General features: G+C 72.8%; 11 protein-coding genes. 9 read left to right on the top strand and 2 right to left on the bottom strand.

Annotation, left to right across the window (positions count from 1 at the left end):
* The first annotated feature begins 13 nt into the window (after positions 1-13).
* From AC2RP6_RS12105 to AC2RP6_RS12140, 8 genes are all read left to right on the top strand, one after another.
* Positions 14-1,576, top strand: a complete 1,563-nt coding sequence (locus tag AC2RP6_RS12105; RefSeq protein ID WP_486446243.1) for a gluconokinase, GntK/IdnK-type — start codon at positions 14-16, stop codon at positions 1,574-1,576.
* Positions 1,573-2,547, top strand: coding sequence for a cyclase family protein (locus tag AC2RP6_RS12110; RefSeq protein WP_486446244.1), 975 nt, complete (start codon positions 1,573-1,575; stop codon positions 2,545-2,547). Before AC2RP6_RS12105 ends, AC2RP6_RS12110 begins: the two co-directional genes overlap by 4 nt.
* A gap of 151 nt (positions 2,548-2,698) precedes the next feature.
* A complete protein-coding gene (locus AC2RP6_RS12115) occupies positions 2,699-4,279 on the top strand; it encodes a GMC oxidoreductase (RefSeq protein ID WP_486446245.1) in 1,581 nt (526 codons plus the stop codon).
* A gap of 233 nt (positions 4,280-4,512) precedes the next feature.
* Entirely contained in the window at positions 4,513-5,307 is a 795-nt protein-coding gene (locus AC2RP6_RS12120) for an SDR family oxidoreductase (protein WP_486450305.1), read from the top strand.
* A gap of 39 nt (positions 5,308-5,346) precedes the next feature.
* Complete coding sequence (locus AC2RP6_RS12125; protein WP_486446246.1) at positions 5,347-6,798, top strand: cytochrome ubiquinol oxidase subunit I; 1,452 nt, start codon at positions 5,347-5,349, stop codon at positions 6,796-6,798.
* Positions 6,795-7,850, top strand: a complete 1,056-nt coding sequence (locus tag AC2RP6_RS12130) for a cytochrome d ubiquinol oxidase subunit II (RefSeq protein ID WP_486446247.1) — start codon at positions 6,795-6,797, stop codon at positions 7,848-7,850. The genes AC2RP6_RS12125 and AC2RP6_RS12130 overlap by 4 nt, the downstream gene beginning before the upstream one ends.
* A 57-nt stretch (positions 7,851-7,907) precedes the next feature.
* The gene (locus AC2RP6_RS12135) at positions 7,908-8,540 is read left to right on the top strand and encodes a cation:proton antiporter domain-containing protein (protein ID WP_486446248.1); all 633 of its coding nucleotides are present in this window, start codon (positions 7,908-7,910) and stop codon (positions 8,538-8,540) included.
* A complete protein-coding gene (locus tag AC2RP6_RS12140; RefSeq protein WP_486446249.1) occupies positions 8,489-9,700 on the top strand; it encodes a cation:proton antiporter in 1,212 nt (403 codons plus the stop codon). The genes AC2RP6_RS12135 and AC2RP6_RS12140 overlap by 52 nt, the downstream gene beginning before the upstream one ends.
* Here AC2RP6_RS12140 and AC2RP6_RS12145 read toward each other — a convergent pair.
* Positions 9,672-11,519 carry a glycoside hydrolase family 15 protein gene (locus AC2RP6_RS12145; RefSeq protein ID WP_486446250.1) on the bottom strand — a complete coding sequence of 616 codons (1,848 nt, stop codon included), beginning with the start codon at positions 11,517-11,519 and terminating at the stop codon, positions 9,672-9,674. The genes AC2RP6_RS12140 and AC2RP6_RS12145 overlap by 29 nt on opposite strands.
* A 286-nt stretch (positions 11,520-11,805) precedes the next feature.
* On the opposite strand from AC2RP6_RS12145, the gene AC2RP6_RS12150 reads away from it, so the two are divergent.
* Positions 11,806-13,098 (top strand): DUF2254 domain-containing protein, encoded by a 1,293-nt coding sequence (locus tag AC2RP6_RS12150; RefSeq protein WP_486446251.1) that lies wholly within the window; start codon positions 11,806-11,808, stop codon positions 13,096-13,098.
* A 16-nt stretch (positions 13,099-13,114) separates the two neighbouring features.
* On the opposite strand, the gene AC2RP6_RS12155 is transcribed toward AC2RP6_RS12150, so the two are convergent.
* On the bottom strand, positions 13,115-13,765 hold the full coding sequence (locus AC2RP6_RS12155) for a thymidine kinase (RefSeq protein ID WP_486446252.1): 651 nt from the start codon (positions 13,763-13,765) through the stop codon (positions 13,115-13,117).
* Positions 13,766-13,816: the final 51 nt, after the last annotated feature.

The following is a 13,816-nucleotide window of genomic DNA, read 5'->3' on the forward strand; positions in this document are numbered from 1 at the left end:
GCCCGGGGAAGGCGTGCGGCCGGCTCCCCTGGTCCTCGTGGTCGGCGTGTCCGGCTCGGGCAAGACCACGGTGGCCGGACTGCTCGCGGACCGGCTGGGCTGGCCCCACCGGGACGCGGACGAGTTCCACTCGCCGGCCAACCGCGCCAAGATGGCCGCCGGGCACCCCCTCACGGACGCCGACCGGGCCCCCTGGCTGGCGGCCATCGGCGCCTGGATGGACCGGGAGGCCGCCGCGCACCGGCCGGCGGTGGTGACCTGCTCCGCGCTCAAGCGCTCCTACCGCGACCGGCTGCTGCACGGCCGGCCGGGGGTGCGCCTGCTGTACCTGCACGGTACGAGGGAGGTGGTGCGGGCCCGTCTGGAAGCGCGGCACGGCCACTTCTTCCCGGCGGCCCTGCTGGACAGCCAGTTCGCCGTCCTCCAGGAACCGCAGCCGGACGAGCACCCGGTGGTCGTGGAGATCGACCAGCCGCCGGGGGCCGTCGTGGAGGCCGCACTGTCGCTGCTGGGGCTCACCGGCCCGTTCTCGGCATCCGCCCCCTCCGCCCCGTCCGCCCCGTCCACTCCGTCGGCCCCGTCCGCTCCGTCCGCTCCGTCCGAGGAGGCTCCCATGTCCGAGCAGACGCCCCGGTCCGCGGGCCCGGCCGGGGAGCAGTGGGAGCTGCGCCACGGCGGGCAGCGCGCCGTCGTGGTCGAACTCGGCGGCGCCCTGCGCCACTACGAGGCGGACGGCGTGCCCCTGCTGGACGGGTTCGCCGCCGACGAGCCCGTCACCTCGGGGCGCGGGCAGCTGCTCGTGCCCTGGCCCAACCGGGTGGGCGGCGGCCGCTACCGCTTCGACGGCGCGGACCTGCAGCTCCCGCTGAGCGAACCGGAGCACCACAACGCGATCCACGGACTGCTGCGCTGGACGCCGTGGCGGCTGCTCGCCCGCTCCGGCGAGGCCGTGCGGGTCGGCACCACCCTCCACCCCCAGCCCGGGTACCCCTTCCTGCTGGAGGTGTACGCCGAGTACCGGCTCACCGGCGACGGGCTGGAGGTGCTGGTCGCCGCCCGCAACACGGGCAGCGCGAAGGCACCGTACGGCGTCGGGCAGCACCCGTACCTGACGGTCGGCACCGGCCTCGTCGACACGGCGCTGCTCACCGTCCCCGCCCGTCTCCGGCTGACGGCCGACGACGACGGGCTGCCGACGGGCGAGGTACCCGTCGACGGAACGGAGTACGACTTCCGTACCGCCCGCCCCATCGGGGCGGCCGCGCTGGACACCGCCTTCACCGGGCTCGAACGCGGCGCGGACGGCCGGGCCGTGGTCCGGCTGGCGCACCCGTCCGGGCACCGCGGCACCGACCTGTGGCTCGGCGAGGGCACCCGGTACGTCCAGGTCTACACGGGAGACACCCTGGGGCAGCCCGAGCGGCGCCGCCGCGGTGTCGCGGTGGAGGCCATGTCCTGCCCGGCGGACGCCTTCCGCACCGGCACCGGCCTGACCGTCCTGGAACCGGGCGCCGGCCATGTGCTCCGCTGGGGCCTGCGCCCGTGGACGACCGCCGACGGGACGGCGGCCCGATGAGCCGGCCTCCGGAACCGCCCGCGGCCCGGTCCCTGAGCGCGGAGGAGTTCCGGTCCCTGTACGAGCGGCTGCGCCGGACGGCCCGGGCCGGCCCGCAGGGCGGTGCCGGGGGCGGCCGGCGCGGGGCGCTGCGCCATCTGACGCCCGCCCGTGTCACCGCCGCCGCGGCCGAGGTGCGGCTCGGCCGCACGGTCTCCCTGGCCGCGCCGATCGAGACCCGGCCGGGCCCGGACAATCCCGAGCCGGCGAAGCACCGGATGACCGGTCCGGCCCCCGGGGAGGCCGGGGCCGACGGGCTGCACTTCGCGCTGGACCGGTTCGCGATGAACGTCCACGGGGACGCGGACAGCCACCTCGACGCCCTGAACCACGTGCTGTACGACGGCGAGCTCTACGACGGCGTCCCGGCCGTCGACGCGACCGCCGCGGAAGCCGCCGCGGTCCGGTCCCTCTCGGTGGACCTGGTACGGGAGGGGATCGCCGGGCGGGGTGTGCTGCTGGACGTCCCCCGGGTGCGGGGCGTGCCCTGGCTGGAGCCCGGGGACCACGTGACGGCGGACGACCTGACGGCCGCAGAGGCCGCGCAGGGCGTCCGCGTCGGCCCGGGGGACCTGCTGTTCGTCCGGGTGGGGCACCGGCGCCGCCGCGGGGAGCTGGGGGCGTGGGAGGCGGCCCGGGCCAGGGCGGGCCTGCACCCGGAGGCCATGGTGTTCCTGGCCGAACGGGAGGTGGCCGTCCTGGGCGGCGACGGCAACAACGACACGGCGCCCAGCGCGGTGGCGGACGTCGCCTTCCCCGTCCACGTGCTGGCGGTGCACGCGATGGGCGTGCACCTCATGGACTACTTGCAGTTCGAGGAGCTGGCGCGGGCCTGCGCACGGGCCGGCCGCTGGAGCTTCCTCTGCGTGGTCGCCCCGCTGCGCCTGCCGGGCGCCACGGGGTCGCCCGTGAACCCGATTGCCGTGCTGTGACCGGCGGCCCGCGCGCACCCCCACCCGTCCGGTCGCCGTCCGGTGGAAGGGCGGTTAGCTTCGAATGGGTGGGAATGCTTGGCCTCCGCTCCGCGGAGTGACAGGTCCCGGCCCGCCGGGCGGGGCCACGAGCCCAAGGACGGTGGTCGACGTGGGCGGCTCTCCCCACTACGACGTCATCATCATCGGCACCGGCGCCGGGGGCGGCACCCTCGCCCACCGCCTGGCGCCCTCCGGCAAGCGCGTGCTCCTCCTCGAACGCGGCGGCTGGCTGCCGCGCGAGCGCGACAACTGGGAGTCCACCGCCGTGTTCGTGAAGGGCAAGTACCGGGCGCCGGAGTTCTGGTTCGACAAGCACGGCGACGCGTTCCCGCCCGAGGTCAACTACTACGTCGGCGGCAACACCAAGTTCTACGGGGCCGCGCTGTTCCGGCTGCGGCCCGAGGACTTCGGCGAGATCCGGCACCACGGCGGCGTCTCCCCCGCCTGGCCCCTGCGGTACGAGGACCTGGAGCCGTACTACACGCAGGCCGAGCACCTCTACCGCGTCCACGGACGACACGGCGAGGACCCCGGCGAGGGGCCGGCGAGCGCGCAGTACGCCTACCCGCCGGTCGAACACGAGCCGCGCATCCAGCAGTTGAGCGACGACCTGGAGAAGCGGGGGCTGCACCCCTTCCACCTGCCCATCGGTGTCGACCTCGTCCAGGACGCCGACGGGCGGGCCGTGCCCTCCAGCGTGTGCATCCGCTGCAACCGGGTGGACGGCTTCCCGTGCCTGGTGCGCGGCAAGTCCGACGCCCAGGTGATCTGCGTGGAGCCCGCCCTGGAACACCCGAACGTGGAGCTGCTCACCGACGCCCATGTGGTCCGGCTGGAGACCGACGCGACCGGGCGCAGCGTCGCCGCCGCCGTCGTCCGGCTCGCCGACGGCTCCGAGACCCGGTTCTCCGCGGACGTCGTGGTCGTCTCCTGCGGGGCGGTCAACTCCGCCGCCCTGCTGCTCGCCTCGGCCGACGAACACCACCCCCGGGGCCTGGCCAACAGCTCGGACGTGGTGGGCCGGCACTACATGCGGCACAACAACCTGGCGCTGATGGCGGTGTCGAAGGAGCCCAACCCCACGCAGTTCCAGAAGACCCTCGCGCTGCACGACTGGTATCTGGGCGCGGACGACTGGGACTTCCCGCTGGGCGGCATCCAGATGCTCGGCAAGTCCGACGCCGAGCAGATCCACGGTGAGGCCCCGCGCTGGGCCGGAGCCGTCACCCCGGACATGCCCTTCGAGGTGCTGGCGCACCACGCGGTCGACTTCTGGCTGTGCGGTGAGGACCTGCCGCTGCCGGACAGCCGGGTCACCCTGGACGCCGACGGCGCGATCCACCTGGCGCTCGACGAGAAGAACAACATCGAGGGCCTGCGGCGGCTCCGGCACAAGCTCCAGAGCATGCTCGGGCACCTGGGCATGCACGAGCACCACCTGCTCTCGCACAGCATCTACCTGCACAAGGGCATGCCGATCGGGGCGACCGCGCACCAGGCGGGGACCGTCCGTTTCGGCACGGACCCGGCCACCTCGGCGCTGGACGTCCACTGCAAGGCCCACGACCTCGACAACCTCTACGTCGTCGACACGAGCTTCTTCCCGAGCATCGGCGCGGTCAATCCGTCCCTGACCGCCATCGCCAACGCGCTGCGGGTCGGCGACCACCTCCTGTCCCGCCTGAGCTGACCCGTCCCCGGGTGCAGGCGGGGCCCCGGCCCGGCCTGCGCCGTGCGGAGGAAGATCCTCCGCCGAACGGCCCAACCGGGACCCGCCCGGCGGGCCCCCCGCCACGGCCGGTGCTTACGTGGGCCGTCGGTGCGCCCCGGCCGCGGCCGGGGCGCACCGCGGCCCGCTCATCGAGGAGGCAGCACAACGTGGATTCCACCGTGGGCGCACCGCAGGGTGTGGTTCCGGCTCAACTGCTCAAGGGACAGAAGGCGCTGGTCACCGGTGCCAACTCCGGCATCGGCAAGGCGACCGCCATCGGGCTGGGCAGGGCCGGGGCCGATGTGGTCGTGAACTACGTGGCCGACCGGGAGTCCGCCGAGGAGGTGGTCCGGGAGATCGCTTCCTTCGGGGTGCGCGCGGCGGCGTACGAGGCGGACGTGTCCCAGGAGGACCAGGTCGTCGCCATGGTGGACCGGATGGTCCAGGAGTTCGGGACGATCGACATCCTGGTCGCCAATGCCGGTCTGCAACGGGACTCGGCGTTCACCGAGATGACCCTCGCCCAGTGGCAGAAGGTCCTGGACGTGAACCTGACCGGGCAGTTCCTGTGCGCCCGCGAGGCGACGAAGGAGTTCGTGCGGCGCGGCGTGGTGCCCGAGGTGTCCCGGGCGGCCGGGAAGATCATCTGCATGAGTTCGGTGCACCAGGTGATCCCCTGGGCGGGCCACGTCAACTACGCCTCCTCCAAGGGCGGCGTGCAGATGATGATGGAGACCCTGGCGCAGGAGCTCGCCCCGAAGAAGATCCGGGTGAACGCCGTCGCCCCGGGGGCCATCAAGACGCCCATCAACCGCGGCGCCTGGGAGACCGAGCAGGCCCGCGAGGACCTTCTGAAACTGATCCCGTACGACCGGATCGGTGATCCCGACGACATCGCCAACGCGGTCGTCGCCCTCGCCTCCGACCTCCTGGACTACGTGGTAGGAACCACCCTCTACGTCGACGGCGGCATGACCCTCTTCCCCGGCTTCGCCACCGGCGGCTAGACCCGCTCCGCCGGACACCCCCTAGCCGCGAAGGCACGCATGCACTCCACGGTTCTCCTGCTGGCGGCGGACGCTCCGGCCCAGCTGCTCCCGGCCAGACAGCTCATGGCCTTCACCCTGGCCTCGCACATCATCCTGGTGCCGATGGGCGTCGCCCTGCCGTTCATCACCCTGCTGATGCACTACCGGGGGCTCCGCCACGACGACCCCACGGCCCTGCTGCTGGCACGGCGCTGGTCGGCCGTCATGGCGGTGCAGTTCGCCGTGGGGGTCGTCACCGGTACCGTCCTGTCCTTCGAGTTCGGGCTGCTCTGGCCGGGGCTCATGGGCAGGTGGGGTGATGTGTTCGGCATCGGCTTCGGTGTGGAGGCGTGGGCCTTCTTCCTCGAAGCCGTGCTCATCGCCGTGTACCTGTACGGCTGGCGCCGGCTGAAGCCCCGTACCCACTTCCTGCTCGGGCTGCCGCTGCCGGCCGCCGCGTTGATGGGCGCCTTCGGCATCCTGGCCGCCAACTCGTGGATGAACACCCCGCGGGGGTTCTCCCTCGACTCCGCCGGCAATCCGGTCGACGTGAACATCTGGAAGGCCGTCTTCACTCCGATGTTCGGGCCGCAGTACTGGCACTTCGTCGTGGCGATGATGCTCACCGCGGGGTACGTCGTGGCGGGGGTGTACGCCGTCGGCTGGCTGCGCGGCCGCCGGGACCACTACCACCGGCTCGGTTTCACCGTTCCCTTCACCGTCGCCGCCGTGGCCACCCCGATCCAGTTCTTCCTGGGCGACTCCATCGCCCGGCAGGTCTTCCAGAAGCAGCCGGTGAAGTTCGCCGCCATGGAGATCGTCTGGGAGACCGGCACCCACCAGCCCGAGTACATGTTCGGCCGTCTCCATCCGGACGGGACGGTATCGGGCGGCATCAAGATTCCCCAGCTCGACTCGCTCCTGGCCGGGTTCAGTACGGACACCAAGGTCATCGGGCTGTCGTCGGTGCCCGCGAGCGACCGGCCGAACGCCACCCAGGCGACCATCGCCCACTGGGCCTTCGACCTCATGGCCCTGATCGGGTCGGTGCTGATCCTGCTCGCCCTCTGGTACGCGCTGGTGTGGTGGCGGTACCGCAGGCTGCCGGCCTCCAAGTGGTTCTGGCGCAGTGCGGCGTGCGCGGGCGTCGCGTCCGTCGTGGCCGTGGAGTGCGGCTGGATCACCACCGAGGTGGGGCGCCAGCCGTGGATCGTCTACCAGAACATGCGCGTCGCCGAGGCGGTCACGGCGACCCGGTCGACGACCCTGTGGATCATGCTCGGGCTGGTGATCGTGGTGTACGTGTTCGTCTTCGGCGCGTTCCTCGCCCTCCTGCTCAAGATGCGCACCCGATGGCGGCTCGCCGACGCCCAGCGGGGAGCCGGCGTTCCGGGCGAGGACCCGGAGGAGGACACACCGTACGGACCGCGCACGTCCGTCCCCTCCGCGTCCGGGGACGGCCGCCCGTGACCGCCGACCTCATCGCCTTCGTGCTGCTGCTCGCCGTGACCGCGTACACCTGCGCCGGCGGCACCGACTACGGGGCAGGCTTCTGGGACCTGACCGCGGGAGGGGCCGAGCGGGGCAAGCGGCCCCGCTGGCTGATCGACCACGCCATGGCGCCGGTGTGGGAGGTCAACAACGTCTGGCTGATCTTCATCTTCGTCATCATGTGGACCGGCTTCCCGGTCTTCTTCCAGACGGTGTTCTCCGCGATGTGGGTGCCGCTCGCCCTGGCCGCCGTCGGCATGGTGCTGCGCGGCGCCGGCTTCGCCTTCCGCAAGGCCTCCCGGCGGCTCGCCGGGAGGCGGCTGTTCGGGGCCCTGTTCGCCCTGTCCTCGCTCGTGACGCCCTTCTTCCTCGGCGCGGCCGTCGGCGGGGTCGCCTCGGGGCGGGTCGCGCCGGGGACGGAGGCCTCGGCGGAGGCCTGGTCCAATCCGACCTCCCTGGTGTTCGGGCTGCTGGCCATCGCGACGACGGCCTTCCTCGGCGCCGTGTTCCTCTCCGGTGACGCCCGCCGCTTCGACGCGCCCGACCTGGTCGACCACTTCCGGGGGCGGGCGCTGGCCGCACTGGCCGTGGTCGCCGTGCTGGCCGTGGTCGCGCTGTTCGTCACCCGCTCGGACGCCCCGCACATCTGGCACGGCCTCACCCACGGCATGGGGCTGCTGTTCGTCCTCCTGGCCGTGGCGGCCACCTTCGCCACGGCGTGGCTGCTGCTGCGGCCGCCGGGCACCTGGGTACGGGTGGCGGCGGTGGGGGTCGTCGCCGCAGCGGTCCTCGCCTGGGGCATGGCCCAGCGGCCCTACCTCATCCCCACCTCGCTGACCGTGGCCGACGCCGCCGGCGCCCCCTCCACGCTGACGTGGCTGGCGTTCGTGACGCTGGTGGCCCTGGTCGTCGTCGCCCCGGCCGTCGCCCTGCTGTACTGGCTCGACACGCACGGCGAGCTGGAGTCGCTCACCGACGCCGACCTGCGGCGCGGTGGCCCCGAACCGGGCGAGGGCGCCGATGGGGCCTGACGGCCACCGGTCACCGGCGCGCCGCACCGGCGGGCAGGGGCCGGGGTCACCGGCGCCGTGAGCGAGGACCAGATCCTCCTGGGCATCGCCCTGACGGTGGCGCTGGCCGCCGCCTGCCAGATCCTCGCCGGGAAGCTGCGCGTCCCCGCGCTGCTCCTGCTGCTGCCGGCGGGATTCGTCGCCGGAGCGCTGACCGACGTCATCCACCCGGACGACCTGCTCGGGCCCGAGTTCTCCGCCCTGGTCTCGCTGGCCGTGGCGGTGATCCTCTACGACGCCGGGCTCGGGCTCGACCTGCGCCACCTCACCGGCCGTACCCGGGGGATCGTCGGCAGGCTCCTGCTGGCCGGCATCGTCCTCACCTTCCTGGCCGTGTGCGCCGTAGCCCCCGCCCTGTTCGGCATGTCCCTGGCCACCGCGGCGATGGTGGGCGTGATCCTCGTGGTGTCGGGGCCGACGGTCGTGGGGCCGCTGCTCGACCACGTACGGCCCGACGACCGGCTGCGGCGCATCCTGGTCTGGGAGGGCACGCTGATCGACCCGATCGGCGGCATCCTCGGCGCGCTCGTCTTCCACGCCGTGACCTCCTCCCAGGACGACGTGGGCGGGGGGCAGCAGCTGCTCCGGTTGCGATCAGCATGGGGGTCGGCCTGGTCGGCGGCGCGGTGGGCGTCGCCCTGTTGTGGCTGACGCTGCGCGTCCTGCGGCTCGGCGAGACGCTCGGCACGATCGCCCAGCTCGCCGTAGTGATCATCGTCTCGGCGGGGTGCGACATCGTCCGTGACGACACCGGCCTGATCGCGGCCGTCGTCACCGGGCTGGCGGTCGCCAACCTCCCCGGCTTCGACATGCCCGCCCGCCGGCCCTTCTTCGAGACGCTCGTCCAGCTGATCATCGGCCTGCTGTTCGTCTCGATCTCGTCTACCGTCACCCCGGCGTCCCTGCATCCCGTGCTCCTCCCCTCGCTCGTGCTCATCGCGTTCCTGGTCCTGGTCGTACGGCCGCTGGTCGCCCTCCTGTCCACCGCGACGTCGGGGCTGACGCGCGGGGAACGCGGGTTCATCGGATGGATGGCCCCGCGCGGGATCGTCGCCGCCTCCACGGCCTCCGCCTTCGCCTCCGGCCTGTCCGACCAGGGACTTTCGGGAGCCTCGAAGATCCTGCCGGTCACCTTCCTGGTGATCGTGGGAACGGTCCTGCTCTACGCGCTGACCGCCGCCCCCGTGGCCCGCAGGCTGCGGGTCGTCCGCAGCTCCCGCTCGCGCCCGCTGCTGGTGGGCGGCGACCACTGGGTCGTCGACCTGGGCAGGGCGCTGCGGGCGGCCGGGCTCGACGTCCTGATGTGGGCCGGGGACGAGGACGAGCGGGAACGGATCAGGGCCGCCGGGCTGGAACTCGCGCAGGGAGAGCTGCTGGCCACGGCCACCAACCCGCGCACCCGGCTGGAGGGGGTCACCACCGTCTTCCTGCTCACGGACGACGACGACTTCAACGCCCTGGCCTCGGTCGTGGTGGGGGGCAGCGTCGAGGGCACCGTCCATCGGATCGGCCCCCCGCCGGAGGGCCACGGCGTCGTCGCCCCCTACACGGGCGGCGACGTCCTCTTCGGCTCCCGGCTGGTCCGCCGCGACCTGGTGGAGCGCTACCGGCAGGGCGCGCGGTACCTGGTGCGCCCGGCCGCCGCCGGACCCGTACCGGCGGACTGCGAGGCGCTGTTCGTGGTGCGGAGCGACGGCGGGCTCGTCCCGGTGCCCGACGCCGGGGCCGGGGCCGTGCCGGCGTCGGGGGACGACCTGCTCGTCCTGCTCGGTCCCGTTCCGCTCACGCCGCCCGCGCCCGGGTTCGGTTGAGGTTGGTGTCCAGGGTGATGGCCGCGTCGATGAACGCCAGGTGGGTGAACGCCTGCGGGAAGTTGCCGAGCTGGCGTCCGGTCAGGTCGATCTCCTCCGAGTACAGGCCCAGGTGGTTGGCGTAGGTGAGCATCTTCTCCAGCACCAGGCGTGCCTGGTCGATGCGTCCGGCGCGGGCGAGCGCGTCGACGTACATGAAGGTGCAGAGCGAGAAGGTCCCTTCGGAACCGCGCAGTCCGTCCGGGGACGCCTCGGGGTTGTAGCGGTAGACGAGGCTGTCCGTCACCAGCTCGCGGTCCATCGCCTCCAGGGTGGACGTCCACATCGGGTCGTCGGGGGTGATGATGCCGACGGTCGGCATCCGCAGGAGGGCCGAGTCGAGGACATCGCTGCCGTAGTGCTGCACGAACGCCTTGCGGCGCGGGTCCCAGCCCCGCTGGAGGACCTGCTCGTAGATGGCGTCGCGGGCCTCGACCCAGCGGCCGCTCGCCGCGGGCCGGCCGCTGGAGGCCGCCAGCCGCAGGGCGCGGTCGAAGGCGACCCAGGACATCACCCGGCCGTAGGTGAACTCCTGGCGTCCTCCCCTGGTCTCCCACAGGCCTTCGTCGGGCTGGTCCCAGTGGTCGGTCAGCCAGTCGAGGAGGGTGTGCAGCGAGGTCCAGGCCCGGTGGTCCAGCTGGATGCCGTGCTGGTGGGCGAAGAAGATGCTGTCCAGCGCCTCGCCGTAGATGTCCAGTTGCAGCTGGGTGGCCGCGCCGTTGCCGATGCGTACGGGGCGGGAGCCCTGGTAGCCCTCCCAGTGCTCCAGGGTCTCCTCGAAGAGGTCGGAAGAGCCGTCGACCCGGTACATGATGTTCATCGGCCCGGTGTCGCCGTCGCTGCCGGCCTTCTCCCTGACGCGGTCGCGCAGCCAGCCGATGAAGGCCGTCGCCTCCTCGGTGAAACCGAGGCCCAGCAGGGCGTAGACGGAGAAGGAGGCGTCACGGATCCAGGTGAACCGGTAGTCCCAGTTGCGCTCGCCGCCCAGCTGCTCGGGCAGGCCCGCCGTGGGCGCCGCCACCAGGGCGCCGCTCGGCGCGTACGTCATCAGCTTCAGGGTGATGGCGGAGCGCTCGACGGCCTCCCGCCAGCGGCCGGTGTACCGGGACTGGCGCAGCCAGGTGCGCCAGTGCTCGACGGCCGCGGCGAACATCAGGTCGAAGTCGGCGGGCAGGATCTCGCGCGGCGGCCCGCCGGCGGCCGACTCCACCACCAGGCCCCGCTGCTGACCGGCCTGCAGGGTCAGCGAGAAGTGCAGGTCGTGCTCCTTCGACAGGCCGGTCATCAGCCGCTCGTCCTCCCGCTCGCGGACGGCGTGGACGGTCAGCTCCATCCCTTCCGACACGAACACCGCGCCGTGCTCGGTCGTGTGGAGGGTGTGGGGAGCCCGGCCGTAGTCGAACCGCGGGGCGATGTCGACCTCGAAGGTCATGCTGCCGCGGACGCACCGGAGCATGCGGACGATGCTGTGCCGGTCGGTGGCCGTCGTCCCGGTCGGCGGCATGAAGTCGATGACCTCTCCGGCGCCGGACTCGGTCATGAAGCGCGTCACGAGGACGGCCGTGTCGGGGAGGTACAACTGCTTGGTCGTGTACGTGGTGTTCAGCGGGGCGACCCTGAAGTGCCCGCCCTTCTCCCGGTCCAGCAGCGCCCCGAACACGCTCGGCGAGTCGAAGCGCGGACAGCAGAACCAGTCGATGGTCCCGTCCGTGGTCACCAGGGCTGCCGTCTGGAGATCGCCGATCAGGCCGTGGTTCTCGATCAGGGGGTACTCGTCCATCGGGGACACCTTTCGGTCCGCGGGTACGGCCCGGCCGGAACACGGACGGGAGAAGGCCGATCCGATGTCACACGGTCAGCTTAGGCAGAAAGGTCCGGCCGGTCCTGCGGAGCGGCGGCCCGCGGCCCCGGTCCGGCGGCGGGGTGCGGGAGGCGCGGTCCGGCCTTACCTTGGGGCTGAAGGCCGTCCCGAACCTTGCACCGCGAACCGGAGGTCGGAGGTCACCCGTGCCCTACCCCCGCACGACACCGCCCGGCGGGCGCCCGGAATCCCGCTAGGGCCCGTGATGTCCTGGGCCTCCCGGTTCCGGCTGCTGCAGTACACCAAGGCCAGCCTCTGGATCGTCCCGCTGATCGGCCTCCTCCTGGGCGTGCTGCTGGCGCAGTGGGCCGTCTCCGTGGACGCCACGGACCGGCTCCCGGCCGGCTGGCGCTACTCCGCCTCGACGGCCGGCGGGGTCCTCACCGCCATCGTCGGCGCGATGATCGCCCTGCTCGGCTTCGTCGTCACCATCGGCGTGCTCGTCGTCCAGCAGGCGACGGGCACCCTGTCCCCGCGCTACATGCGCCTCTGGTACCGGGACCGGCTGCAGAAGGCCGTACTGGCCACCTTCACCGGCACCTTCTCCTTCTCCTTCGCGCTGCTGCGCAGCATCGAGTCGGACTCCGTGCCCGACCTCGGGGTGTCGATGGCCGGTGCGGCCGTGTCCGTCAGCCTGTTGCTGCTGCTCGTCTACCTCAACCGGTTCACCCACAACCTCCGGCCCGTGGCCATCGCCGGTCTGGTCGGACGGATGGGCGAGACGGTGCTGGCCCGCGGGGAGGCGGCCGTCCTGGGCGCCGCGCCGCGTCCCGGCGACCACGCCCCCGGGCCGACGGCCCGGGACACCGGTCGGGTCACCCGCGTACGGTCGCAACGCGGGGGCGTGATCCAGGCGCTCCACCCGCAGCGGCTGACGGCCCTGGCGGAGCGCCACGACTGCCTCCTCGTCGTCACACGGCTCGTCGGGGACTACGTACCGCCCGGCTCCGTCGTCGTCGAGGTCCACGGCGGAACGCCGCCGCCCGATGCGCAGCAGGTCACCGGCTTGATCGCCTTCGGCTCGGAACGGACGATCGAGCAGGACCCGGCGTTCGCGCTGCGGGTGCTCGTCGACATCGCCGTCCGGGCGCTCTCCCCCGCCGTGAACGACCCGACCACCGCGGTCCAAGTACTGAACCAGATCGAGGCGTTCCTGCACGCGGTCGGCCGCACCGGCCTGCGCGACCGCTACGTGCTGGGCGACCGCCACGGCACGCCGCGGCTGGTGCTCCAGGGGCGGGACTGGGAGGACTACCTCCAGCTGGCCGTGACCGAGATCCGCGAGTACGGCACCTCGTCCCTGCAGATCTGCCGACGGCTCGGTGCCCTGCTGGAGGGCCTCCGCACGGCCGTACCGCCTGCGTCCCGCCGCGCGGTCGACACCGAACTGACCCTGCTGCGCGAGGCGGTCGACCGCGAGTACCCGGACCCGACCCGCCGCACCCTGGCCCGCACCCCGGACCCCCAGGGCATAGGGGCCCGCCACCACCGAAGCTGACCGACCGGAGGCCCGGTCAGGGGGTGTTGACCGGGAGGACGTCCGGGGAGAGGGCGGCGGCGTGGGCTGCGGCGGAGGTCATGCGGCGGCGGTGGTGGCGGCGGCAGAGGACCTCGTAGCCGATCTCCTCCGCCGGGCGGTTCACGTCGCCGACCACGACCTGCTCGCCCTCGACGACCATCACGCCGCCGACCGTGCGGGCGTTGTGCGTGGCGCGGGCCCCGCACCAGCACAGGGCCTCGACCTGGAGCTGCTCTATGCGGTCGGCGAGCTCGATCAGACGTTGCGAGCCCGGGAAGAGCTTCGTGCGGAAGTCCGTGGTGATGCCGAAGGCGAAGACGTCCATGTCGAGGTCGTCGACGATCCGGGCCAGCTGGTCGATCTGCTCCGGGGCGAGGAACTGGGCCTCGTCGACGATGACGTAGTCCGCCCGGCCGCCCTGGGAGAGCTCGCCCACGAGGTAGGCGTAGAGGTCCATGGCGTCCGCGACCTCGACCGCCTCCGTGACCAGGCCCAAGCGGGAGGACAGCTTGCCCTCGCCGGCCCGGTCCTGGCGGGTGAAGATCACGCCCTGCAGGCCGCGTGCGGAGCGGTTGTGCGTGATCTGGAGCGCCAGAGTGCTCTTTCCGCAGTCCATCGTTCCGGAGAAGAACACCAGCTCGGGCATGGGAGGTACGGGGCCTTTCGGATCGTGGGTGGGGGGGCGGGTCGGCGCGGG

It is taken from the genome of Streptomyces sp. WAC03905 (genome assembly GCF_057371075.1).

Excerpts from the sequence above, each read along its gene's own strand:
- AC2RP6_RS12155 (WP_486446252.1), bottom strand. The coding sequence starts at position 13,765 with ATGCCCGAGCTGGTGTTCTTCTCCGGAACGATGGACTGCGGAAAGAGC.
- AC2RP6_RS12125 (WP_486446246.1), top strand. The coding sequence starts at position 5,347 with ATGCACTCCACGGTTCTCCTGCTGGCGGCGGACGCTCCGGCCCAGCTG.
- AC2RP6_RS12150 (WP_486446251.1), top strand. The coding sequence starts at position 11,806 with ATGTCCTGGGCCTCCCGGTTCCGGCTGCTGCAGTACACCAAGGCCAGC.
- AC2RP6_RS12140 (WP_486446249.1), top strand. The coding sequence starts at position 8,489 with ATGGGGGTCGGCCTGGTCGGCGGCGCGGTGGGCGTCGCCCTGTTGTGG.
- AC2RP6_RS12145 (WP_486446250.1), bottom strand. The coding sequence starts at position 11,519 with ATGGACGAGTACCCCCTGATCGAGAACCACGGCCTGATCGGCGATCTC.
- AC2RP6_RS12110 (WP_486446244.1), top strand. The coding sequence starts at position 1,573 with ATGAGCCGGCCTCCGGAACCGCCCGCGGCCCGGTCCCTGAGCGCGGAG.